General features: G+C 55.6%; 33 protein-coding genes and 1 pseudogene. 33 read left to right on the forward strand and 1 reads right to left on the reverse strand.

Going from position 1 to position 21,489, the window contains the following annotated elements; genetic code table 11:
* From EJA71_RS23705 to bfr, 31 genes and pseudogenes are all read left to right on the forward strand, one after another.
* Positions 1–155: pseudogene (locus EJA71_RS23705) on the forward strand (elongation factor Tu); the annotation flags it as partial.
* 156 nt (positions 156–311) lie between these two features.
* Positions 312–623, forward strand: a complete 312-nt coding sequence (rpsJ, locus tag EJA71_RS23710) for a 30S ribosomal protein S10 (RefSeq protein WP_003186070.1) — start codon at positions 312–314, stop codon at positions 621–623.
* Positions 624–703: 80 nt separating this feature from the next.
* Positions 704–1,339 (forward strand): 50S ribosomal protein L3, encoded by a 636-nt coding sequence (rplC, locus tag EJA71_RS23715; protein WP_003228738.1) that lies wholly within the window; start codon positions 704–706, stop codon positions 1,337–1,339.
* Positions 1,340–1,351: 12 nt separating this feature from the next.
* The gene (gene rplD / locus EJA71_RS23720; RefSeq protein WP_007918468.1) at positions 1,352–1,954 is read left to right on the forward strand and encodes a 50S ribosomal protein L4; all 603 of its coding nucleotides are present in this window, start codon (positions 1,352–1,354) and stop codon (positions 1,952–1,954) included.
* Positions 1,951–2,250, forward strand: coding sequence for a 50S ribosomal protein L23 (gene rplW / locus EJA71_RS23725; protein WP_002555488.1), 300 nt, complete (start codon positions 1,951–1,953; stop codon positions 2,248–2,250). Before rplD ends, rplW begins: the two co-directional genes overlap by 4 nt.
* A 14-nt stretch (positions 2,251–2,264) precedes the next feature.
* Positions 2,265–3,089, forward strand: coding sequence for a 50S ribosomal protein L2 (gene rplB, locus EJA71_RS23730; RefSeq protein WP_003228734.1), 825 nt, complete (start codon positions 2,265–2,267; stop codon positions 3,087–3,089).
* Between the two features lie 16 nt (positions 3,090–3,105).
* Positions 3,106–3,381 carry a 30S ribosomal protein S19 gene (rpsS, locus tag EJA71_RS23735; RefSeq protein ID WP_011336172.1) on the forward strand — a complete coding sequence of 92 codons (276 nt, stop codon included), beginning with the start codon at positions 3,106–3,108 and terminating at the stop codon, positions 3,379–3,381.
* 11 nt (positions 3,382–3,392) lie between these two features.
* Entirely contained in the window at positions 3,393–3,725 is a 333-nt protein-coding gene (rplV, locus tag EJA71_RS23740; RefSeq protein WP_003103908.1) for a 50S ribosomal protein L22, read from the forward strand.
* A gap of 13 nt (positions 3,726–3,738) precedes the next feature.
* On the forward strand, positions 3,739–4,425 hold the full coding sequence (gene rpsC, locus EJA71_RS23745) for a 30S ribosomal protein S3 (RefSeq protein WP_003176422.1): 687 nt from the start codon (positions 3,739–3,741) through the stop codon (positions 4,423–4,425).
* 12 nt (positions 4,426–4,437) lie between these two features.
* Positions 4,438–4,851, forward strand: coding sequence for a 50S ribosomal protein L16 (gene rplP / locus EJA71_RS23750; protein ID WP_007896757.1), 414 nt, complete (start codon positions 4,438–4,440; stop codon positions 4,849–4,851).
* Positions 4,851–5,042, forward strand: a complete 192-nt coding sequence (rpmC, locus tag EJA71_RS23755) for a 50S ribosomal protein L29 (RefSeq protein ID WP_002555481.1) — start codon at positions 4,851–4,853, stop codon at positions 5,040–5,042. The genes rplP and rpmC overlap by 1 nt, the downstream gene beginning before the upstream one ends.
* A 2-nt stretch (positions 5,043–5,044) precedes the next feature.
* Entirely contained in the window at positions 5,045–5,311 is a 267-nt protein-coding gene (gene rpsQ / locus EJA71_RS23760; protein WP_003194644.1) for a 30S ribosomal protein S17, read from the forward strand.
* A gap of 23 nt (positions 5,312–5,334) precedes the next feature.
* On the forward strand, positions 5,335–5,703 hold the full coding sequence (gene rplN / locus EJA71_RS23765; protein WP_002555479.1) for a 50S ribosomal protein L14: 369 nt from the start codon (positions 5,335–5,337) through the stop codon (positions 5,701–5,703).
* Between the two features lie 11 nt (positions 5,704–5,714).
* Complete coding sequence (gene rplX, locus EJA71_RS23770; RefSeq protein ID WP_008081905.1) at positions 5,715–6,029, forward strand: 50S ribosomal protein L24; 315 nt, start codon at positions 5,715–5,717, stop codon at positions 6,027–6,029.
* 20 nt (positions 6,030–6,049) lie between these two features.
* Positions 6,050–6,589 (forward strand): 50S ribosomal protein L5, encoded by a 540-nt coding sequence (gene rplE, locus EJA71_RS23775; RefSeq protein ID WP_003176415.1) that lies wholly within the window; start codon positions 6,050–6,052, stop codon positions 6,587–6,589.
* A gap of 13 nt (positions 6,590–6,602) precedes the next feature.
* Entirely contained in the window at positions 6,603–6,908 is a 306-nt protein-coding gene (gene rpsN, locus EJA71_RS23780) for a 30S ribosomal protein S14 (protein WP_003228726.1), read from the forward strand.
* Between the two features lie 209 nt (positions 6,909–7,117).
* Positions 7,118–7,510: a 30S ribosomal protein S8 gene (gene rpsH, locus EJA71_RS23785; protein ID WP_016772944.1), complete on the forward strand. Its 393-nt coding sequence runs from the start codon at positions 7,118–7,120 to the stop codon at positions 7,508–7,510.
* A gap of 12 nt (positions 7,511–7,522) precedes the next feature.
* Entirely contained in the window at positions 7,523–8,056 is a 534-nt protein-coding gene (gene rplF, locus EJA71_RS23790) for a 50S ribosomal protein L6 (protein ID WP_003176412.1), read from the forward strand.
* Between the two features lie 10 nt (positions 8,057–8,066).
* Positions 8,067–8,417 carry a 50S ribosomal protein L18 gene (gene rplR, locus EJA71_RS23795; RefSeq protein WP_003186037.1) on the forward strand — a complete coding sequence of 117 codons (351 nt, stop codon included), beginning with the start codon at positions 8,067–8,069 and terminating at the stop codon, positions 8,415–8,417.
* Between the two features lie 3 nt (positions 8,418–8,420).
* Positions 8,421–8,921, forward strand: a complete 501-nt coding sequence (gene rpsE / locus EJA71_RS23800; RefSeq protein ID WP_064392263.1) for a 30S ribosomal protein S5 — start codon at positions 8,421–8,423, stop codon at positions 8,919–8,921.
* A gap of 2 nt (positions 8,922–8,923) precedes the next feature.
* On the forward strand, positions 8,924–9,100 hold the full coding sequence (rpmD, locus tag EJA71_RS23805) for a 50S ribosomal protein L30 (protein WP_003176408.1): 177 nt from the start codon (positions 8,924–8,926) through the stop codon (positions 9,098–9,100).
* Positions 9,101–9,103: 3 nt separating this feature from the next.
* Positions 9,104–9,541, forward strand: coding sequence for a 50S ribosomal protein L15 (gene rplO / locus EJA71_RS23810; RefSeq protein WP_042561340.1), 438 nt, complete (start codon positions 9,104–9,106; stop codon positions 9,539–9,541).
* Entirely contained in the window at positions 9,542–10,870 is a 1,329-nt protein-coding gene (secY, locus tag EJA71_RS23815) for a preprotein translocase subunit SecY (protein WP_003228718.1), read from the forward strand.
* 27 nt (positions 10,871–10,897) lie between these two features.
* The gene (gene rpmJ / locus EJA71_RS23820; RefSeq protein WP_002555468.1) at positions 10,898–11,014 is read left to right on the forward strand and encodes a 50S ribosomal protein L36; all 117 of its coding nucleotides are present in this window, start codon (positions 10,898–10,900) and stop codon (positions 11,012–11,014) included.
* 129 nt (positions 11,015–11,143) lie between these two features.
* Entirely contained in the window at positions 11,144–11,500 is a 357-nt protein-coding gene (rpsM, locus tag EJA71_RS23825; protein ID WP_009045849.1) for a 30S ribosomal protein S13, read from the forward strand.
* Positions 11,501–11,530: 30 nt separating this feature from the next.
* On the forward strand, positions 11,531–11,920 hold the full coding sequence (gene rpsK, locus EJA71_RS23830) for a 30S ribosomal protein S11 (protein ID WP_002555466.1): 390 nt from the start codon (positions 11,531–11,533) through the stop codon (positions 11,918–11,920).
* A gap of 18 nt (positions 11,921–11,938) precedes the next feature.
* The gene (gene rpsD / locus EJA71_RS23835; RefSeq protein WP_003176404.1) at positions 11,939–12,559 is read left to right on the forward strand and encodes a 30S ribosomal protein S4; all 621 of its coding nucleotides are present in this window, start codon (positions 11,939–11,941) and stop codon (positions 12,557–12,559) included.
* Between the two features lie 22 nt (positions 12,560–12,581).
* The gene (gene rpoA, locus EJA71_RS23840; protein WP_003186012.1) at positions 12,582–13,583 is read left to right on the forward strand and encodes a DNA-directed RNA polymerase subunit alpha; all 1,002 of its coding nucleotides are present in this window, start codon (positions 12,582–12,584) and stop codon (positions 13,581–13,583) included.
* Positions 13,584–13,625: 42 nt separating this feature from the next.
* Positions 13,626–14,012, forward strand: a complete 387-nt coding sequence (gene rplQ / locus EJA71_RS23845; protein ID WP_007918448.1) for a 50S ribosomal protein L17 — start codon at positions 13,626–13,628, stop codon at positions 14,010–14,012.
* A 240-nt stretch (positions 14,013–14,252) separates the two neighbouring features.
* Positions 14,253–15,707, forward strand: coding sequence for a catalase (locus EJA71_RS23850; RefSeq protein ID WP_158959958.1), 1,455 nt, complete (start codon positions 14,253–14,255; stop codon positions 15,705–15,707).
* Between the two features lie 149 nt (positions 15,708–15,856).
* Positions 15,857–16,324: a bacterioferritin gene (gene bfr, locus EJA71_RS23855; protein WP_016983567.1), complete on the forward strand. Its 468-nt coding sequence runs from the start codon at positions 15,857–15,859 to the stop codon at positions 16,322–16,324.
* A gap of 65 nt (positions 16,325–16,389) precedes the next feature.
* Here the strand turns inward: bfr and uvrA are convergent, their stop codons facing one another.
* A complete protein-coding gene (gene uvrA / locus EJA71_RS23860; RefSeq protein ID WP_158959960.1) occupies positions 16,390–19,224 on the reverse strand; it encodes an excinuclease ABC subunit UvrA in 2,835 nt (944 codons plus the stop codon).
* A gap of 191 nt (positions 19,225–19,415) precedes the next feature.
* On the opposite strand from uvrA, the gene EJA71_RS23865 reads away from it, so the two are divergent.
* Positions 19,416–20,813 carry an MFS transporter gene (locus EJA71_RS23865; protein WP_158959962.1) on the forward strand — a complete coding sequence of 466 codons (1,398 nt, stop codon included), beginning with the start codon at positions 19,416–19,418 and terminating at the stop codon, positions 20,811–20,813.
* 9 nt (positions 20,814–20,822) lie between these two features.
* On the forward strand, positions 20,823–21,347 hold the full coding sequence (locus tag EJA71_RS23870) for a single-stranded DNA-binding protein (protein WP_158959964.1): 525 nt from the start codon (positions 20,823–20,825) through the stop codon (positions 21,345–21,347).
* The last annotated feature ends 142 nt before the right edge of the window (positions 21,348–21,489 follow it).

The following is a 21,489-nucleotide window of genomic DNA, read 5'->3' on the forward strand; positions in this document are numbered from 1 at the left end:
TGCCAGAAGGCGTTGAAATGGTAATGCCAGGTGACAACATTCAGATGACTGTTACCCTGATCAAAACCATCGCGATGGAAGACGGTCTGCGTTTCGCTATCCGTGAAGGCGGTCGTACCGTCGGCGCTGGCGTCGTAGCCAAAATCATCGAGTAATCTCTTTATAGAGTTTGCTTGTTGACTTGGAAAAGCCCCCGCTTAGCGGGGGTTTTTTTATTGGGTTGACACCTATCTGGGGCGTCTATAGAATTGCGCCTCCTTTTAACGGGCGTATTGCGCTCGGTGGGAATAGCAGCCGGAGTCTGAAATCCAATGCAAAATCAGCAAATCCGTATCAGGTTGAAGGCTTTTGACCATCGCCTGATCGACCAATCAACCCAGGAAATCGTGGAAACCGCGAAACGTACTGGTGCTCAAGTGCGTGGTCCAATTCCACTGCCTACCCGTAAAGAGCGGTTCACCGTTCTGGTTTCTCCGCACGTCAACAAAGACGCGCGCGACCAGTACGAAATCCGCACTCATAAGCGTGTTCTGGACATCGTCCAGCCAACGGATAAAACCGTTGATGCTCTTATGAAGCTTGATCTTGCGGCCGGTGTGGAAGTGCAGATCAGCCTCGGCTAAGACTCGGTCTTAGTCGTGTAACGCTCTGAAATGGGCGGCCATAGCGGGTGAAAGCCCCGTACACTCATGAGGTTTACAACATGACTATTGGTGTAGTCGGTCGTAAATGCGGTATGACCCGTATTTTCACCGAAGAAGGTGTCTCCATTCCGGTCACGGTCATTGAGATCGAGCCGAATCGCGTCACCCAGTTCAAAACTGAAGAGACCGATGGCTATCGTGCAGTGCAAGTCACTGTCGGCGAGCGTCGTGCTTCGCGTGTAACAGCAGCTCAGGCTGGCCACTTCGCTAAAGCGAACGTTGCCGCTGGTCGCACTACCATGGAATTCCGTCTTGAAGAAGGCGAGTACCAGGCTGGCGATCTGATCAACGCTGAAATCTTCGCCGCTGGTCAACTGGTTGATGTAACCGGTCAGTCCAAAGGTAAAGGCTTCCAGGGTACGATCAAGCGTTGGAATTTCCGCGGGCAAGATAACACCCACGGTAACTCCGTATCCCACCGCGTCCCAGGCTCTATCGGCCAGTGCCAGACTCCTGGTCGTGTATTCAAGGGCAAGAAAATGTCCGGTCATATGGGCGCTGAGCGCGTGACCGTGCAGTCCCTGGAAGTAGTGCGCGTGGACGCTGAACGCAATCTGTTGTTGGTCAAGGGTGCTGTTCCTGGCGCTACTGGCGGCAACCTGGTTGTACGTCCAGCAGCCAAGGCTCGCGGTTAAGGGGAAGCTGACATGCAATTAAATGTAAATGACGCTCAAGCGATCGAAGTTTCCGAACTGACATTTGGCGGCGAATTCAACGAGACGCTGGTTCACCAAGCAGTCGTGGCCTACATGGCCGGCGGCCGTCAAGGTACCAAGCAGCAAAAGACCCGTTCCGACGTTCGTGGTGGCGGTAAGCGCCCATGGCGTCAGAAAGGTACTGGCCGTGCTCGTGCCGGTACTATCCGTAGCCCAATCTGGCGTGGCGGCGGTACCACTTTTGCAGCACGTCCACAGGATCACTCCCAGAAGCTGAACAAGAAGATGTATCGCGCAGCAATGCGTTCCATCCTTGCTGAGCTGGTGCGTACTGATCGTCTGGTCGTGGTTCAGGATTTCGCTGTTGAAACTCCGAAAACCAAAGATCTGCTGGGCAAGCTGAACAACATGAGCCTGACCGACGTTCTGATCGTGTCGGACGCTGTTGATCAGAACCTGTACCTGGCTGCTCGTAACCTGCCGCACGTAGATGTACGTGACGTTCAAGGTTCCGATCCAGTTAGTCTGATCGCATACGACAAGGTGTTGATCACCGTGTCGGCCGTGAAGAAATTCGAGGAGCTGCTGGGATGAACCAGGAACGCGTATTTAAAGTTCTGCTTGGCCCGCACGTTTCCGAGAAGGCTACGGTTCTGGCAGACAAGAAAGGCCAGTTCGTTTTCAAGGTTGCTACTGACGCAACCAAGCTGGAAATCAAGAAGGCCGTCGAAAGCCTGTTCAGCGTGAAAGTAGAGCGCGTCACTACCCTGAATGTTCTGGGTAAGAGCAAGCGCACTGCTCGCGGTCTGGGCAAGCGTAATGACTGGAAGAAGGCAGTTATCTCCCTTCAGCCAGGCCAAGATCTCGATTTCAGCAGCAGTGCTGAGTAAGGAAGGGGTGCATCATGGCAATCGTTAAATGCAAACCGACTTCCCCTGGCCGCCGTTTTGTGGTCAAGGTGGTCAACCAGGAGCTGCATAAAGGCGCTCCTCACGCACCGCTGCTCGAGAAAAAATCGAAGACTGGTGGTCGTAACAACAATGGCCGTATTACCACTCGTCACATCGGTGGTGGTCATAAGCAGCATTACCGTATGGTCGATTTCCGTCGCAACGACAAAGATGGCATCGTCGCCACTGTCGAGCGTATCGAATACGATCCAAACCGTACTGCTCACATCGCACTGCTCTGCTACGCAGACGGCGAGCGCCGCTACATCATCGCCCCTAAGGGCGTGAGTGCTGGCGACCAGCTGATCGCAGGTGCTCTGGCTCCAATCAAGCCAGGTAACGCTCTGCAACTGCGCAACATTCCAGTGGGTTCTACCGTACACGGCATCGAACTGAAGCCAGGTAAAGGCGCACAGATCGCTCGTTCCGCTGGTGCTTCGGCTCAGCTGATCGCTCGTGAAGGTGTTTACGTTACCCTGCGTCTGCGTTCCGGTGAAATGCGTAAAGTCCTGGCTGAATGCCGTGCGACCCTGGGCGAAGTCTCGAACTCCGAGCACAGCCTGCGTTCGCTGGGTAAAGCTGGTGCCAAGCGCTGGCGTGGCGTTCGCCCAACCGTTCGTGGTGTTGCCATGAACCCGGTTGACCACCCACATGGTGGTGGTGAAGGTCGTACCTCTGGTGGTCGTCATCCGGTATCGCCATGGGGCTTCCCGACTAAGGGCGCGAAGACTCGTGGTAATAAGCGTACCGACAAAATGATCGTCCGTCGTCGCAAGTAAATAGAGGGATACGACAGTGCCACGTTCTCTGAAAAAAGGTCCTTTTATTGATCTTCACCTACTGAAGAAGATCGAAGTGGCGGCGGAAAAGAACGATCGCAAACCAATTAAGACTTGGTCGCGTCGTTCGATGATCCTGCCACAAATGGTCGGTCTGACCATCGCAGTACACAACGGTCGTCAGCACGTCCCAGTTCTCGTTAACGAAGACATGGTCGGCCACAAACTGGGCGAGTTCGCCGGTACCCGCAACTATCGCGGGCACGTGGCTGACAAGAAAGCCAAGCGTTAAGGGGTTAGGAAATGGAAGTAGCCGCTAAGTTGTCGGGCGCTCGAATCTCCGCCCAGAAAGCCCGCTTGGTCGCCGACCAGATCCGCGGGAAGAAGGTGGGCGAAGCGCTCAACTTGTTGGCTTTCAGCAGTAAGAAAGCCGCCGAGATCATGAAGAAAGTGCTGGAGTCGGCCGTAGCCAACGCCGAGCATAACGAAGGCGCAGACGTTGATGACCTGAAGGTCAGCACCGTTTTCGTCAACGAAGGGCGTTCGCTGAAGCGCATCATGCCACGTGCCAAAGGCCGTGCTGATCGCATCGTCAAGCGGTCTTGCCATATCACTGTCAAGGTTGCTGACAAGTAACGGAGTCGAAGAGATGGGTCAGAAAGTACATCCCATTGGCATTCGCCTGGGAATCGTCAAGGAGCACACCTCCGTCTGGTACGCAGACGGTCGGACTTATGCGGACTACTTGTTCGCAGATCTGAAAGTGCGTGAGTATCTCCAAGACAAACTAAAAAGCGCGTCCGTAAGCCGTATCGATATCCATCGTCCGGCCCAAACTGCACGTATCACCATCCACACCGCTCGTCCAGGTATCGTTATCGGGAAGAAAGGTGAAGATGTTGAGAAACTGCGTCAGGACCTGACCAAGCAAATGGGTGTGCCTGTGCACATCAATATCGAAGAGATCCGCAAGCCGGAGCTCGACGGTATGCTGGTTGCGCAGAGCGTAGCTCAGCAGCTGGAGCGTCGTGTAATGTTCCGTCGCGCTATGAAGCGCGCAGTTCAGAACGCCATGCGCATTGGTGCCAAGGGCATCAAAATCCAAGTGAGCGGTCGTCTCGGCGGTGCTGAAATCGCACGTACTGAATGGTATCGCGAAGGTCGTGTGCCATTGCACACCCTGCGTGCCGACATCGACTATGCCAACTACGAAGCTCACACCACTTACGGTGTGATCGGTGTAAAGGTTTGGATCTTCAAAGGCGAAGTAATTGGTGGTCGCCAAGAAGAGCTGAAGCCGCAAGCACCAGCGCCTCGTAAAAAAGCTGCTAAGTAAGGGGTACGCCAAATGTTGCAACCTAAGCGTACGAAGTTCCGCAAGCAGATGACAGGCCACAACCGTGGTCTGGCTCAGCGCGGTAGCAAAGTCAGCTTCGGCGAGTTCGCGCTGAAGTCTGTAGCTCGTGGTCGTCTCACCGCTCGTCAGATCGAGTCAGCGCGTCGTGCTCTGACCCGTCACGTTAAACGTGGCGGCAAGATCTGGATCCGTGTATTCCCGGACAAGCCTATTTCCAAAAAGCCCCTCGAAGTTCGTATGGGTAAAGGTAAGGGTAGTGTGGAGTACTGGGTTGCCCAGATTCAGCCAGGCAAAGTCCTGTATGAAATCGAGGGTGTTTCTGAAGAGCTGGCGCGTGAGGCTTTTGCCCTGGCTGCTGCAAAGCTGCCGCTCGCCACCGCCTTTGTTAAACGGACGGTGATGTGATGAAAGCGAATGAACTTCGTGAAAAATCCGCACAGCAGCTGAACGAGCAACTGCTCGGCTTGCTGCGCGACCAGTTCAATCTGCGTATGCAGAAAGCAACTGGCCAGTTGGGGCAGTCTCATCTGCTCTCGCAAGTTAAACGTGACATCGCTCGCGTGAAGACTGTGCTCAACCAGCAGGCAGGTAAGTGATCATGGCTGAAGCCGAAAAAACTGTCCGTACGCTGACTGGCCGTGTTGTCAGCGACAAGATGGACAAAACCATCACCGTACTGATCGAGCGTCGCGTAAAGCACCCGATCTACGGTAAATACGTTAAGCGTTCGACTAAGCTGCACGCGCACGACGAAACCAACCAGTGCCACATCGGCGACAAAGTCACTATTCGTGAAACTCGTCCTATGGCCAAGACCAAGTCTTGGGCGCTGGTTGATGTTCTCGAACGCGCTGTGGAAGTCTAAGGACTAGGGGTCGGAGAAATTATATGATTCAGACTCAATCCATGCTCGATGTGGCCGATAACAGCGGCGCTCGCCGTGTTATGTGCATCAAGGTGCTGGGTGGCTCCCATCGTCGTTACGCTGGTATCGGTGACATCATCAAAGTTACCGTGAAGGAAGCAATTCCTCGCGGTAAAGTGAAAAAAGGCCAAGTGATGACTGCTGTTGTAGTCCGCACTCGTCACGGCGTACGTCGTGCTGATGGCTCCATTATCCGCTTTGATGGCAACGCTGCTGTTCTTCTGAACAACAAGCAAGAGCCGATCGGCACCCGTATCTTTGGGCCAGTGACCCGTGAACTTCGTACTGAGAAGTTCATGAAGATCGTCTCGCTCGCCCCAGAAGTGCTGTAAGGAGATCCGACATGCAAAAGATTCGTCGTGACGACGAGATCATCGTGATCGCCGGCAAAGACAAAGGTAAGCGCGGTAAGGTGCTCAAGGTTCTTGCTAATAACCGTCTGGTTATCAGCGGTCTGAACCTGGTAAAGCGTCATACCAAGCCTAACCCGATGTCGGGCGTGCAAGGCGGTATCGTCGAAAAAGAAGCTCCACTGGACGCTTCTAACGTCGCCATTTTCAACGGCGAAACCAACAAGGCTGACCGCGTTGGTTTCAAAGTAGAAGACGGCAAGAAAATTCGTGTCTTCAAGTCGACCCAAAAAGCGGTTGATGCTTGAACACTGCTAGGTAGAAGACCATGGCACGACTAAAAGAGATTTACTGGAAGGAAATCGCACCGAAGCTTAAGGAAGAACTTAAGCTTTCGAACGTGATGGAAGTTCCACGCGTTACAAAAATCACCCTGAACATGGGTCTGGGCGAAGCTGTTGGTGACAAAAAAGTCATCGAGCATGCTGTTGCTGACCTGGAAAAGATCACCGGCCAAAAAGTCGTTGTGACCTACGCTCGTAAATCCATCGCTGGCTTTAAAGTCCGTGAAGGATGGCCGATCGGCGTCAAGGTGACTCTGCGCCGTGAGCGTATGTATGAGTTCCTGGATCGTCTGCTGTCGATCTCCCTGCCTCGGGTTCGCGACTTCCGCGGCCTGAATGCCAAGTCCTTCGATGGTCGTGGTAACTACAGCATGGGCGTGAAAGAGCAGATCATTTTCCCGGAAATCGACTACGACAAGATCGATGCTCTCCGCGGTCTGGACATTACCCTGACCACCACTGCCAAGAACGATGATGAAGGCCGCGCTCTGCTGCGTGCTTTCAAATTCCCGTTCCGCAACTGATTGGAGTAGGAAAATGGCCAAGAAGAGCATGAAAAACCGTGAGCTGAAGCGTCAGCTCACCGTTGCCAAGTACGCCACCAAGCGTGCAGCGCTGAAAGCTATCATCGTCGATCTGAACGCAAGTCCAGAAGCGCGTTGGGAAGCTACCGTAGCTCTGCAGAAGCAACCACGTGACGCAAGCGCTTCGCGCATGCGTAACCGTTGCCGCCTGACTGGTCGTCCGCACGGCGTTTACCGCAAGTTCGGCCTTGGCCGTAACAAGCTGCGTGAAGCTGCAATGCGTGGTGACGTACCAGGTCTGGTTAAAGCCAGCTGGTAATTGCTTTCAAAGTCTCGATGTTCGGGTTCGCAAGAACCTGACCATCGGTGGCCTTGAATCTGAATCAAGCCCCTTTTGGGGCTTGATTCATTTCTGGGGTGTGTCTAGAATGACCGGCTCGCCTGAGCCCGTGTTTTTCATGCCCGGAAGTTCTCGGCGACAAGTAGTAGCCGCAAGGCTAATTTTTCTGTATTAGGAGCGTCTAGCCCATGAGTATGCAGGACCCGTTAGCGGACATGCTAACTCGAATCCGTAATGCCCAGATGGCTGAAAAGTCTGTCGTAAGCATGCCGTCTTCCACGTTGAAGGCAGCTGTAGCAAAAGTCCTGAAGGACGAAGGTTACATCGCGGATTTTCAGATCACCACCGACGCTAAGCCGTCGCTGTCCATCTCGCTGAAGTACTTCGAAGGCCGTCCGGTTATCGAAGAAGTGAAGCGCGTTAGTCGTCCAGGCCTGCGTCAGTACAAGTCCGTTGAAGATCTGCCGAAAGTTCGTGGCGGTCTTGGCGTGTCTATCGTCTCCACCAACAAAGGTGTGATGACGGATCGTGCTGCGCGCGCTGCCGGTGTCGGCGGCGAAGTTCTTTGCACTGTGTTCTAAGGGGGGATAAGCATGTCTCGCGTCGCTAAGAACCCCGTTAAGCTGCCAGCCGGTGTCGAAGTAAAATTCGCAGGCCAACAGCTTTCGGTGAAGGGTGCCAAGGGCACTCTTGAACTGAACATCCATTCGTCCGTTGAGATTGTTGAAGAAGCTGGTGAGCTGCGTTTCGCTGCTCGCAATGGCGATCAACAAACTCGCGCAATGGCCGGTACCACGCGTGCGTTGGTAAACAACATGGTCCAAGGCGTAAGCCAAGGCTTCGAGCGTAAGCTCCAGCTGGTCGGTGTTGGTTACAAAGCGCAAGCAAAAGGCACGGTTCTGAACCTGGCCCTTGGCTTCTCGCACCCAGTGGATTACGAACTGCCGGAAGGCATCACCGCTGAGACCCCTAGCCAGACCGATATCCTGATCAAGGGCATCGACAAGCAGCTGGTAGGTCAAGTGGCCGCTGAGATCCGCGACTTCCGTCCACCAGAGCCGTACAAAGGCAAAGGTGTGCGCTACGCGGACGAAGTCGTCCGTCGTAAAGAAGCCAAGAAGAAGTAGGGCATAGCAAATGACCGACAAAAAAGTTACTCGACTGCGTCGCGCTCGCAAAGCACGCCTGAAAATGCACGAACTCGAAGTCGTGCGTCTCTGCGTGTTCCGCTCGTCGCAGCACATCTACGCCCAGGTCATCTCGGCCGACGGCAACAAAGTCCTGGCAAGTGCCTCGACTTTGGATAAAGAACTGCGTGATGGTGCCACTGGCAACATCGACGCGGCCACAAAGGTTGGCCAGCTGGTCGCTACGCGTGCTAAGGCCGCTGGCGTCTCGCAAGTGGCTTTCGACCGCTCTGGCTTCAAGTACCACGGCCGCGTTAAAGCGCTGGCTGATGCTGCTCGTGAAGCTGGGCTGGAGTTCTAAGTTATGTCAAATAACGACCAAAAGCGCGACGAAGGCTACATCGAGAAGCTGGTTCAAGTTAACCGCGTAGCCAAAACCGTTAAAGGCGGCCGTATCTTCACTTTCACTGCGTTGACCGTGGTTGGTGATGGTAAAGGGCGCGTTGGCTTCGGCCGTGGCAAGTCACGTGAAGTGCCTGCTGCGATCCAGAAGGCAATGGAAGCTGCTCGCCGCAACATGATTCAAGTTGACCTGAACGGCACCACTCTGCAATACGCAATGAAGTCCGGTCACGGCGCTTCGAAGGTGTACATGCAGCCTGCTTCTGAAGGTACCGGTATCATCGCTGGCGGCGCTATGCGTGCTGTCCTCGAAGTTGCTGGCGTTCAGAACGTTCTGGCCAAGTGCTATGGCTCGACTAACCCGGTAAACGTGGTTCACGCCACTTTCAAGGGTCTGAAGGCTATGCAATCTCCTGAGTCCATCGCTGCCAAGCGTGGTCTGACTGTCAAGGAGATCTTCTGATCATGGCTACCGTTAAAGTAACGCTGATCAAAAGCATGACCGGTCGCATCCCTAACCACAAATTGTGCGTTAAGGGTTTGGGTCTGCGTCGCATCGGTCACACTGTAGAAGTCCAGGATACTCCCGAGAATCGCGGGATGATCAACAAGGCTTACTACATGCTGCGTGTCGAGGGTTAATCGATGAAACTCAATGATCTGAGTCCAGCGCCGGGTTCCCGTCGCGAAAAGCATCGTCCGGGCCGTGGTATCGGTAGCGGTTTGGGTAAGACTGGTGGCCGTGGTCACAAAGGTCAGACCTCCCGCTCCGGTGGCACCATCGCTCCAGGCTTTGAAGGCGGTCAACAGCCGCTGCATCGTCGCCTGCCGAAGTTCGGTTTCGTTTCCCTGAAAGCTATGGATCGCGCAGAAGTGCGTCTGTCCGAGCTGGCTAAAGTGGAAGGCGACATCGTCACCGTGCAGTCCCTGAAAGATGCCAACGTGATCAACGTCAACGTACAGCGTGTGAAAATCATGCTGTCCGGTGAAGTGACTCGCGCTGTCACTATCGGCAAGGGAATCGGCGCCACCAAAGGTGCGCGTTCGGCTATCGAAGCAGCTGGCGGCAAGTTCGAGGAATAAATGGCTAAGCAAGGTGCTCTCTCTGCGCTCGGCAAAGGCGGTATGTCTGAACTCTGGGCTCGTCTGCGTTTTCTGTTCCTGGCGATTATCGTCTACCGAATAGGCGCACACATCCCGGTTCCAGGTATCAACCCGGACCGACTCGCAGACCTGTTTCGACAGAATGAGGGGACCATTCTTAGCTTGTTCAACATGTTCTCCGGCGGCGCGCTGGAACGGATGAGCATCTTTGCATTGGGGATCATGCCGTACATTTCGGCATCGATCATCATGCAACTGATGACCGCCGTCAGCCCGCAGCTGGAGCAGTTGAAGAAGGAAGGTGAAGCTGGCCGTCGCAAGATCAGCCAGTACACCCGCTACGGCACCGTCGTCCTCGCTCTCGTTCAGGCTATTGGCATGTCCATTGGTCTGGCAGGGCAGGGCGTTGCGTTCACTGGTGACTTTGGCTTCCATTTCGTCGCGGTATCCACTTTTGTGGCTGGTGCGATGTTCATGATGTGGCTGGGTGAGCAGATTACTGAGCGTGGTGTAGGCAACGGTATCTCGATGTTGATTTTTTCGGGTATCGTCGCCGGTCTTCCGAGAGCAATTGGGCAGTCTTTCGAGTCTGCGCGTCAGGGCGATATCAATATCTTCGCCTTGGTTGCCATCGGTTTGCTGGCAGTAGCGATTATCGGTTTCGTGGTGTTCATTGAGCGTGGTCAGCGTCGTATTGCTGTTCACTACGCCAAGCGTCAGCAGGGCCGCAAGGTCTTCGCTGCGCAGACTAGCCACTTGCCGCTGAAGGTGAACATGGCCGGTGTTATTCCGGCTATTTTCGCGAGCAGCATTTTGCTGTTCCCGGCTTCGTTGGGTGCCTGGTTCGGTCAGTCTGAAGGTATGGGCTGGTTGCAGGACATCTCGCAGTCGATCGCTCCTGGTCAGCCGTTGAATATTCTGCTGTTTAGTGCAGGGATTATTTTCTTCTGCTTCTTCTATACGGCGTTGATGTTCAATCCGAAAGACGTAGCGGAAAACCTGAAGAAGTCCGGTGCCTTTATTCCGGGCATCCGTCCAGGTGAGCAGTCTGCGCGCTATATTGATGGCGTTCTGACTCGCTTGACCATGTTCGGTGCTCTTTACATGACGGCCGTCTGTCTGTTGCCCCAGTTCCTGGTGGTTGCAGCAAACGTACCGTTCTACCTTGGCGGGACCTCGTTGCTGATCGTGGTCGTGGTTGTGATGGACTTCATGTCCCAAGTACAATCGCACCTCGTTTCGCACCAGTACGAATCCCTGATGAAGAAAGCCAACCTGAAGGGTTACGGCAGCGGCATGTTGCGCTGAGTACCCATAAGGTTCGAGGAGTTGGTGATGAAAGTTCGTGCATCGGTGAAAAAGCTGTGCCGTAACTGCAAGATTATTCGCCGCGAAGGTGTTGTTCGAGTAATTTGCAGCGCGGAACCGCGTCACAAACAGCGCCAAGGCTGAGTGTGATCCGCTTGAAGCCCGGCAGCTAGTGCGCTGCCGGGTTGATTATTTGTTATTACAGCGATATTATCTCGCGCCCTATTTCTTGGCTTCCGGGGCGTAGGTAGCTGTCAATTGGAGTCCCACTGAATGGCCCGTATTGCAGGCGTTAACATTCCAGATAACAAGCACACTGTTATCTCGCTGACCTACATCTATGGTGTTGGTCGCACTACTGCGCAGAAAATTTGTGCAGAGACTGGGGTAAACCCAGCCGCAAAGATCAAAGATCTGAGCGACGAGCAGATTGAGCAGTTGCGTGGCGAAGTGGCGAAGTTCACCACTGAAGGTGACCTGCGTCGCGAAATCAACATGAAAATCAAGCGTTTGATGGACCTCGGTTGCTACCGTGGTCTGCGTCATCGTCGTGGTCTTCCAGTACGCGGTCAGCGTACCAAGACTAACGCGCGTACCCGTAAAGGTCCGCGTAAGCCGATCCGCAAGTAATCGCCCACGCGAATCGACAGGAAATTAATCATGGCAAAACCTGCTGCTCGTCCTCGTAAAAAAGTTAAAAAGACAGTGGTTGATGGCATCGCCCACATCCATGCTTCTTTTAACAACACCATCGTGACCATCACCGACCGTCAAGGTAACGCGCTTTCTTGGGCTACCTCCGGTGGTTCGGGTTTCCGCGGTTCCCGCAAGTCCACCCCGTTTGCTGCTCAAGTAGCTGCTGAACGTGCTGGTCAAGCTGCGCTGGAATATGGCCTGAAAAACCTCGACGTTAACGTCAAAGGTCCAGGTCCAGGTCGTGAGTCTGCTGTCCGTGCATTGAACGGCTGTGGCTATAAGATCGCCAGCATCACCGACGTGACGCCAATCCCGCACAACGGGTGCCGTCCGCCGAAGAAGCGCCGCGTGTAATCCAGGAGATTGTAAAGAATGGCTCGTTACATTGGTCCAAAATGCAAACTCGCTCGTCGCGAAGGCACCGATCTCTTTCTGAAGAGCGGCGTGCGCGCGATCGAATCGAAGTGCAACATTGAAGCAGCACCTGGTATCCACGGCCAACGCCGCGGTCGCCAGTCCGACTACGGCACCCAACTGCGTGAAAAGCAGAAGGTCCGTCGTATCTACGGCGTTCTCGAGCGTCAGTTCAGCGGCTACTACAAAGAAGCTGCTGGCAAGAAAGGTGCAACTGGTGAAAACCTGCTGCAACTGCTCGAATGCCGTCTGGACAACGTTGTATACCGTATGGGCTTTGGTTCGACTCGTGCCGAATCCCGCCAGCTGGTATCGCACAAGTCGATCAGCGTTAACGGTCAGACCGTAAACGTTCCGTCGTATCAGGTTCGTGCTGGTGACGTGGTTGCAGTTCGCGAGAAAGCAAAAAACCAACTTCGCATTGTCCAAGCTCTCGATCTGTGTGCCCAACGTGGCCGCGTAGAATGGGTAGAAGTAGACACTGAGAAGAAGTCGGGCGTTTTCAAGAACGTTCCTGCTCGCAGTGATCTGTCCGCCGACATCAACGAAAGCCTGATTGTCGAGCTCTACTCCAAGTAAGGGCTAGAAAATAGGTGCATCCATGCAGATTTCGGTAAATGAGTTCCTGACACCCCGCCACATTGATGTGCAGGTTGTCAGTCCAACCCGCGCCAAGATCACTCTCGAGCCTCTCGAGCGTGGTTTTGGCCACACCCTGGGCAACGCGCTGCGACGCATCCTGTTGTCCTCAATGCCCGGCTGCGCAGTAGTCGAGGCCGAGATTGACGGTGTGCTCCACGAGTACAGCGCCATCGAAGGTGTACAGGAAGACGTAATTGAAATCCTGTTGAACCTTAAAGGTCTGGCCATCAAGCTGCACGGTCGTGACGAAGTTACGCTGACCTTGTCGAAGAAGGGTTCGGGGGTGGTTACCGCTGCCGATATTCAGCTGGATCATGATGTCGAGATCGTTAATCCCGATCACGTAATCGCTAACCTGGCGTCTAACGGCGCCCTGAACATGAAGCTCACCGTAGCTCGTGGTCGTGGTTATGAACCAGCCGACTCGCGTCAGAGCGATGAAGACGAAAGCCGCAGCATCGGTCGCTTGCAGCTTGACTCTTCGTTCAGCCCGGTTCGCCGTATCGCATACGTGGTGGAAAACGCCCGTGTCGAGCAGCGTACTAACCTGGACAAGCTGGTTATTGATCTGGAAACCAACGGTACTCTGGATCCTGAAGAGGCTATTCGCCGCGCTGCAACCATCCTGCAACAGCAGTTGGCTGCGTTCGTCGATCTCAAAGGTGACAGTGAGCCAGTGGTTGTCGAGCAGGAAGACGAGATCGATCCGATCCTGCTTCGCCCGGTTGACGATCTGGAACTGACTGTACGTTCGGCTAACTGCCTTAAGGCGGAAAACATCTACTACATCGGTGACCTGATTCAGCGTACCGAAGTAGAGCTGTTGAAGACTCCGAACCTGGGCAAGAAATCCTTGACTGAAATCAAGGACGTTCTGGCCTCCCGCGGTCTGTCCCTCGGCATGCGCCTCGACAACTGGCCGCCTGCAAGTCTTAAGAAGGACGACAAGGCGACTGCCTGATCGTCGTAATCACCGAACGTAGTGTTTGGTAAGGAATGAACCATGCGTCATCGTAAAAGTGGTCGTCACCTGAGCCGCACCAGCTCGCACCGCAAGGCCATGTTCCAAAACATGGCGGTGTCGCTGTTCGAGCACGAGCTGATCAAAACTACTCTGCCAAAAGCCAAAGAACTGCGTCGCGTTGCTGAGCCGCTGATCACTCTGGCCAAGACAGACAGCCTGGCTAACCGCCGTCTGGCTTTCGACCGTACTCGTTCGAAAGCTATCGTTGGTAAGCTCTTCAACGACCTGGGCAAGCGTTACGCTACCCGTGAGGGTGGCTACCTGCGCATCCTCAAGTGCGGTTTCCGCACTGGCGACAACGCGCCTATGGCGTACGTCGAGTTGGTTGATCGTGCTACTGCTGGCGAAGCTGTATCTGCCGAGTAAGACGTCAGTCTGAAACAAAGAACCGGGCCTAGTGCCCGGTTTTTTGTGCCTGGAAGAAAATGCGCTGTTCGTACAAGTTTCTGACTCCGTTCTGTTGTCACTATGTGCTGGGAAACATAATTAGTAATTTTCTATCGATACGCACAAGTTAATGAATTTGTGGCTGTTGCGTTGATGATCAATACTCCCCAGCAAGCCGATTAGCCGGCAGTTTCAAGACTGACAGAGGAAGAAGACCGTATGAGCCAGATCAAAACGCTTACGACCGCCAGTGGCGCACCTGTCGCTGATAACCAGAATTCTCGCTCCGCCGGCCCGCGTGGCCCGCTGCTGCTCGACGATTTTCATCTGATCGAGAAGCTTGCTCACTTCAACCGTGAAAACATTCCTGAGCGCCGCGTACATGCCAAAGGTTCGGGTGCCTACGGCACGTTCACCGTGACCCGTGACATTACCGAATACACCAGCGCCAAGTTGTTTGATACGGTCGGCAAACAAACTCCAACGTTCTTGCGCTTTTCAACTGTGGGTGGCGAGCGTGGTTCGGCTGACACCGAACGCGATCCGCGCGGTTTCGCTCTGAAGTTCTACACCGAAGAAGGCAACTGGGACATCGTGGGTAACAACACACCCGTATTCTTCATCCGTGACCCGCTGAAGTTCCCTGACTTCATCCACACTCAAAAACGCCTGCCGCAAAGCAATCTGAAAAGCGCGCAGATGATGTGGGATTTCTGGTCGCATTCGCCTGAGGCGCTGCACCAGGTCACCATTCTGTTCTCTGATCGCGGTATTCCTGACGGCTATCGCCATATGCACGGCTTCGGCAGCCACACTTACAGCCTGATCAGCGCTCAAGGCGAGCGTCACTGGGTGAAGTGGCACTACAAAACCAAGCAAGGCATCAAGAATCTCGCACCCGCCGATGCCGCTCGTATCGCGGGTACTGATCCGGATTACGCCCAGCGCGATCTGTTCGAAGCGATCGAGCGCGGTGACTTCCCGAAATGGCGCGTGTGCATTCAGATCATGACCGAGGCTCAAGCGGCGGCGCATTCCGAGAACCCGTTCGACGTGACCAAAACCTGGTCGCAGAAAGAATTCCCGTTGATCGAAGTCGGTGAGCTGGAACTGAACCGCAACCCGCTCAACTACTTCGCTGAAGTCGAGCAAGCTGCTTTCGGCCCTAGCAACATGGTGCCAGGCGTGGGTCTGTCGCCGGATCGCATGCTGCAGGGGCGCGTCTTCGCTTACGCCGACGCCCACCGCTACCGTGTGGGTACCAATCACCAGCAATTGCCGGTGAACGCGGCACGCAGCCCGGTCAACACCTATCAGCGTGATGGTTCGATGGCATTCGGCAGTAACGGTGGTGCAGCGCCTAACTACGAACCGAACAGCTACATCGAATCGCCGAAACAAGCTCCGCATTACGCTGAGCCTGCGTTGGCCCTGAGCGGTGCAGCTGATCGTTACGATCACCGCGAAGACACCGATTACTACAGTCATGCCGGTGCGCTGTTCCGCTTGATGAGCGACGGTCAGAAGGCGCTGCTGGTGAGTAACATCGCCGGTGCAATGTCTGGCGTTTCCAGCGATGTGGTTGAACGTCAGTTGCAGCATTTCTACAAAGCCGATCCGGCGTATGGAGAAGCAGTCGCAAAGCTGCTCAACGTACAGCTTAACGAAGTCTAAACGAGAAGCAGAACCGCCCTCATTTGGGCGGTTTTTGCGTTATTTAGGCTGCTTTTCTAAGAATATCTTCGCTTTTATTGCGCGTAACGGGTGACCTTCCAGTCAGCTTGGTTCAAACTACAGACTTTCAAGTAGGGAGATGTAGGGCGATGCAAGGCCACCCAGACGTAATCGATTACCTCAACACGTTGCTGACCGGCGAACTGGCCGCGCGTGATCAATATTTCGTTCATTCGCGGATGTATGAGGACTGGGGGTTCACCAAGCTCTACGAGCGAATCAACCACGAGATGGAAGAAGAAGCAGGTCACGCTGATGCGTTGATGCGTCGGATTCTGATGCTCGAAGGCACACCGCGCATGCGTCCGGATGATCTGGATGTCGGCACCACGGTGCCAGAGATGCTCGAGGCGGATCTGCGCCTGGAGTACAAAGTTCGCGCTGCGCTGTGCAAAGGCATCGAACTCTGCGAGCAGCACAAGGACTACGTCAGCCGCGAGATTCTTCGGGTTCAGCTCAACGACACCGAAGAAGATCACACCTACTGGCTTGAAAAGCAGTTGGGCCTGATCAAACTGATCGGTCTCGAGAACTACCTGCAGTCCCACGCTTCCTGATTGCAGTCGATATAAAAAAGCCCCTGTCACTGTTGAAGTGACAGGGGCTTTTTCATGCCTGGCGTTTAAGCCCGATCGCGGATCAGCAAAGGTTTAAGGTAATGGCCGGTGTGAGATTGCTTCATCTCGGCAACTTCCTCTGGCGTACCTGTGGCAATGATTTGCCCACCCTTTGAACCGCCCTCAGGTCCGAGATCTACCAGCCAATCGGCCGTCTTGATCACGTCGAGGTTGTGTTCGATCACCACCACGGTGTTGCCGTGATCGCGCAGGCGGTGCAATACATCGAGCAATTGCTGGATATCCGCGAAGTGCAGGCCCGTGGTCGGCTCATCGAGGATGTACAGGGTCTTGCCGGTGTCACGCTTGGACAGCTCGCGAGACAGCTTGACCCGCTGTGCTTCACCACCAGACAGCGTGGTCGCGGATTGCCCGAGCTTGATGTACGACAGGCCAACATCCATTAGCGTTTGCAGTTTGCGCGCGAGTGCCGGCACCGCGTCGAAGAACACCCGGGCTTCCTCGATGGTCATTTCGAGGGTTTCGTGGATGCTCTTGCCCTTGTATTTGATCTCAAGGGTTTCGCGGTTGTAGCGCTTGCTCTTGCACACGTCGCACGGCACGTAGATGTCCGGCAGGAAGTGCATCTCGACTTTGATCAGGCCATCGCCCTGACACGCTTCGCAACGACCGCCCTTGACGTTGAACGAGAAACGTCCTGGGCCATAACCACGGGAGCGAGACTCGGGAACGCCAGCGAACAGTTCGCGGATCGGCGTAAACAGCCCGGTATACGTCGCCGGGTTGGAGCGCGGCGTGCGACCAATCGGGCTCTGGTCGATGTCGACGACTTTGTCGAGATGCTCAAGGCCTTTGATGCTGTCGTGCGCTGCCGCTTCCAGAGTGGTTGCGCCGTTGAGAGCTGTGGCGCTCAGCGGGAACAGCGTGTTGTTGATCAGCGTCGACTTGCCCGAACCGGACACGCCTGTCACGCATGTCAGCAAGCCGATAGGAATGTCCAGATCAACGTTGCGCAGGTTATTGCCGCGTGCGCCTTTCAGCGACAGATTAAGTTTCTTGTTGCGCGGCGTACGTTTGGCCGGCACTTCGATCTTCACCCGACCAGACAGGTATTTACCGGTCAGGGAATCCGGGTGCGCCATGACTTCGGCCGGGGTACCTTCGGCAACGATCTGCCCGCCATGCACACCGGCGCCCGGGCCGATATCCACGACATAGTCGGCCAGACGAATCGCGTCTTCGTCGTGCTCGACCACGATAACCGTGTTGCCGATGTCGCGCAGGTGCTTGAGCGTGCCGAGCAACCGGTCGTTGTCACGTTGGTGCAAGCCAATGGACGGCTCGTCGAGGATGTACAAGACACCGACCAGACCTGCACCAATCTGGCTGGCCAGACGAATCCGTTGCGCTTCGCCACCGGACAGCGTGTCAGCGCTGCGATCCAGCGACAGATAATCCAGACCAACGTTTACCAGAAACTGCAGACGCTCGCGGATTTCCTTGAGGATCTTGTCGGCAATTTCGCCGCGGCGGCCAGTCATCTTCAGCTCGCCGAAGTAAACGCACGCATCGCCGATCGGCAGGTTGGTTACCGCCGGCAGAGTCTTTTCGCCAACCCACACATGCCGCGCTTCACGACGCAGGCGCGTGCCACGGCAATCCGGACAGGCTTGGGTGCTGAGGAACTTGGCCAGCTCTTCACGCACGCTTGCCGATTCGGTTTCGCGGTAGCGGCGCTCCAGATTCGGCACGATGCCTTCGAACGGGTGCGAACGTTTGACGATGTCGCCACGGTCGTTCAAATACTTGAAGTCGACATTCTGCGCACCGCTGCCGTGCAGGATCTGTTTCTGCTGCTCGGCGGTCAGTTCGTTGAAGGGCTTTTCCAGACTGAACTTGTAGTGCGAAGCCAGCGAGCCGAGCATCTGGAAGTAATAGACATTACGCCTGTCCCAGCCACGTATCGCACCCTCGGCCAGGGTCAGTTCACCGTTGACCAGGCGCTTGATGTCGAAGAACTGTTTCACCCCCAGACCATCGCATGTCGGGCAGGCGCCGGCCGGGTTATTGAAGGAAAACAGCTTGGGTTCCAGCTCGCTGATCGCGTGGCCGCAGATCGGGCAGGCGAAGCGCGCGGAGAAAATCATCTCTTCGCCCGGCTCGTCGTCCATCGGCGCAACCAGTGCGATGCCGTCTGCCAGTTTCAGCGCGGTTTCGAACGATTCGGCCAGACGCTGTTGCAGATCGGCGCGAACCTTGAAACGGTCGACGATCACGTCAATCGAATGCTTCTTCTGTTTATCCAGCTTCGGCAGTTCGTCGAGCTCGCAGATACGGCCATTGACCCGGGCGCGCACGAAACCTTGTGCGCGCAGCTCTTCGAAGACCGACAGGTGTTCGCCTTTACGTTCGCGGATCACCGGGGCCAGCAGCATCAATTTGCTGCCTTCGGGCTGAGCCAGCACCAGGTCGACCATCTGGCTGACGGTCTGCGCCTCCAGCGGAATATCGTGATCCGGGCAGCGCGGCGTACCGACGCGTGCGTAAAGCAGACGCAGGTAGTCGTAGATTTCGGTGATGGTGCCGACCGTGGAGCGCGGGTTGTGCGAGGTCGACTTCTGTTCGATGGAGATCGCTGGCGACAGGCCTTCGATGGTGTCGACGTCAGGCTTTTCCATCATCGACAGGAACTGGCGGGCATAGGCCGACAGCGATTCGACATAACGGCGCTGACCTTCGGCGTACAGTGTGTCGAAAGCCAGGGACGACTTGCCGGATCCGGACAGGCCGGTGATGACGATCAGTTTGTCCCGTGGCAGGGTCAGGTCGATGTTCTTCAGGTTGTGGGTACGGGCCCCACGTATCAGGATCTTGTCCAAAGTGGCCTCGCTCGGCGGGCGTCGAAAGCGTGAGAGTATACGGGCAAATACTGGATGGATGCACACTATCAAGCGTAGCGTTGTTTGCCCTGAATGAAGAGTGTTTCATCTGTACGCGTCAAAGCGTCGCGATCTACCCCGTCTTTCGATGGGACTGGTAGAATCGCCGCCGGTTCACACGAGGTTTTTCCATGCACGATCCCCACAGCGAACGCATGAGTGGCAGCGAGATCCGCGCGGCGAGCGGTCTGGCCCTGGTGTTCGCGTTCCGTATGCTTGGCATGTTCATGGTGTTGCCGGTACTGGCGACCTACGGCATGGATCTGGCGGGAGCGACCCCGGCCCTGATCGGGTTGGCCATCGGCGCTTACGGCCTGACCCAAGCGATTTTCCAGATTCCGTTCGGGATCATTTCCGACCGCATCGGCCGCCGCCCGGTAATCTACCTCGGGCTGATCGTCTTTGCCCTCGGCAGCGTGCTGGCCTCGCAGGCCGATTCGATCTGGGGCGTGATCGCCGGCCGGATCCTGCAAGGTGCCGGCGCTATTTCTGCGGCGGTCATGGCGCTGCTTTCCGACCTCACTCGCGAGCAACACCGGACCAAAGCGATGGCCATGATCGGCATGACCATTGGCCTGTCGTTCGCCGTGGCCATGGTTGTCGGGCCCTTGCTGACCCGCGCGTTCGGTCTGTCGGGACTGTTCCTCGCCACTGGTGGCATGGCGCTGGTGGGCATCGTCATCGTGATGTTCATGGTGCCGAAATCCACCGGGCCGCTGACTCACCGAGAGTCCGGCGTAGCGCGTCAGGCTTTGTTGCCTACGCTTAAGCACCCGGACCTGCTGCGCCTCGATTTAGGTATCTTTGTGTTGCACGCGATGTTGATGTCGAGCTTCGTCGCGCTGCCGCTGGCGTTGGTGGAAAAAGCCGGTTTGCCCAAGGAACAGCACTGGTGGGTCTACCTCACTGCGCTGCTGATTTCGTTCTTCGCCATGATCCCGTTCATCATCTATGGCGAGAAGAAACGCAAAATGAAACGAGTTTTACTCGGCGCCGTCATGACGTTGATGCTGACTGAGCTATTCTTCTGGCAGTTCGGCGACAGCCTGCGGGCTCTGGTGATCGGTACGGTGGTGTTCTTCACCGCGTTCAATCTGCTGGAGGCTTCATTGCCGTCGCTGATCAGCAAGGTTTCACCGGCGGGCGGGAAGGGCACGGCCATGGGCGTGTATTCCACCAGCCAGTTCCTCGGTTCGGCACTTGGCGGGATACTCGGCGGCTGGCTGTTTCAGCATGGCGGTCTGTCGGTTGTGTTCCTTGGATGCGCGGGTCTGGCTGCCATCTGGCTGGCCTTTGCTGTTACCATGCGTGAACCTCCCTACGTGACGAGCCTGCGCCTGCCGTTGTCGCCCGAAGCGATCCGCGAAGCGGGTTTGGTCGAGCGCCTCAAGGCCCTCGTAGGGGTAACCGATGCAGTGATAGTTGCTGACGAAGCGGCTGTTTACATCAAACTGGACAAAGAATTAGTGGATCGCGACACCCTCGAACGCCTGGTGAACAACCCGGCCGAGGCTGCTTGCGGCGCTTAGGAGAACGTTATGGCCCGTGGGGTTAACAAAGTCATATTGGTCGGCACTTGCGGCCAGGATCCCGAAGTTCGCTACCTGCCTAACGGTAACGCCGTGACCAACCTGAGTCTGGCAACCAGCGAACAGTGGACCGACAAGCAAACCGGTCAGAAGGTCGAGAAGACCGAATGGCACCGTGTTTCGATGTTCGGCAAAGTCGCCGAAATTGCCGGCGAGTACCTGCGCAAGGGTTCGCAGGTCTACATCGAAGGCAAGCTGCAGACCCGCGAGTGGGAAAAAGACGGTATCAAGCGTTACACCACTGAAATCGTGGTAGACATGCAAGGCACCATGCAACTGCTCGGCGGCCGTCCACAACAGGGCGACCAACAAGGCGGCGGCAACCACTACCAGCAGTCCGCTCCGGCTCCACGCCAGCAGGCTCCGCGTCCGCAGCAGTCGGCTCCGCAACAGCGTTCGGCCCCGGCTCCACAGCAGGCCGCACCGCAACCGGCTCCGGATTTCGACAGCTTCGATGACGATATTCCGTTCTGATTCGCTGTTGTAACCGCTGCAAATAAAGAGGCCCGTCGCTTATACGACGGGCCTTTTTTGTGCCTGCAAATTACCGCGATCAACTGTAGGCGCTGCGGCACGCTGCGATCTTTTGATCTTGAAAAACAGAATCAAAAGATCG

The sequence above is a fragment of the Pseudomonas sp. PB106 genome (assembly GCF_009764645.1).
GTDB lineage: Bacteria > Pseudomonadota > Gammaproteobacteria > Pseudomonadales > Pseudomonadaceae > Aquipseudomonas.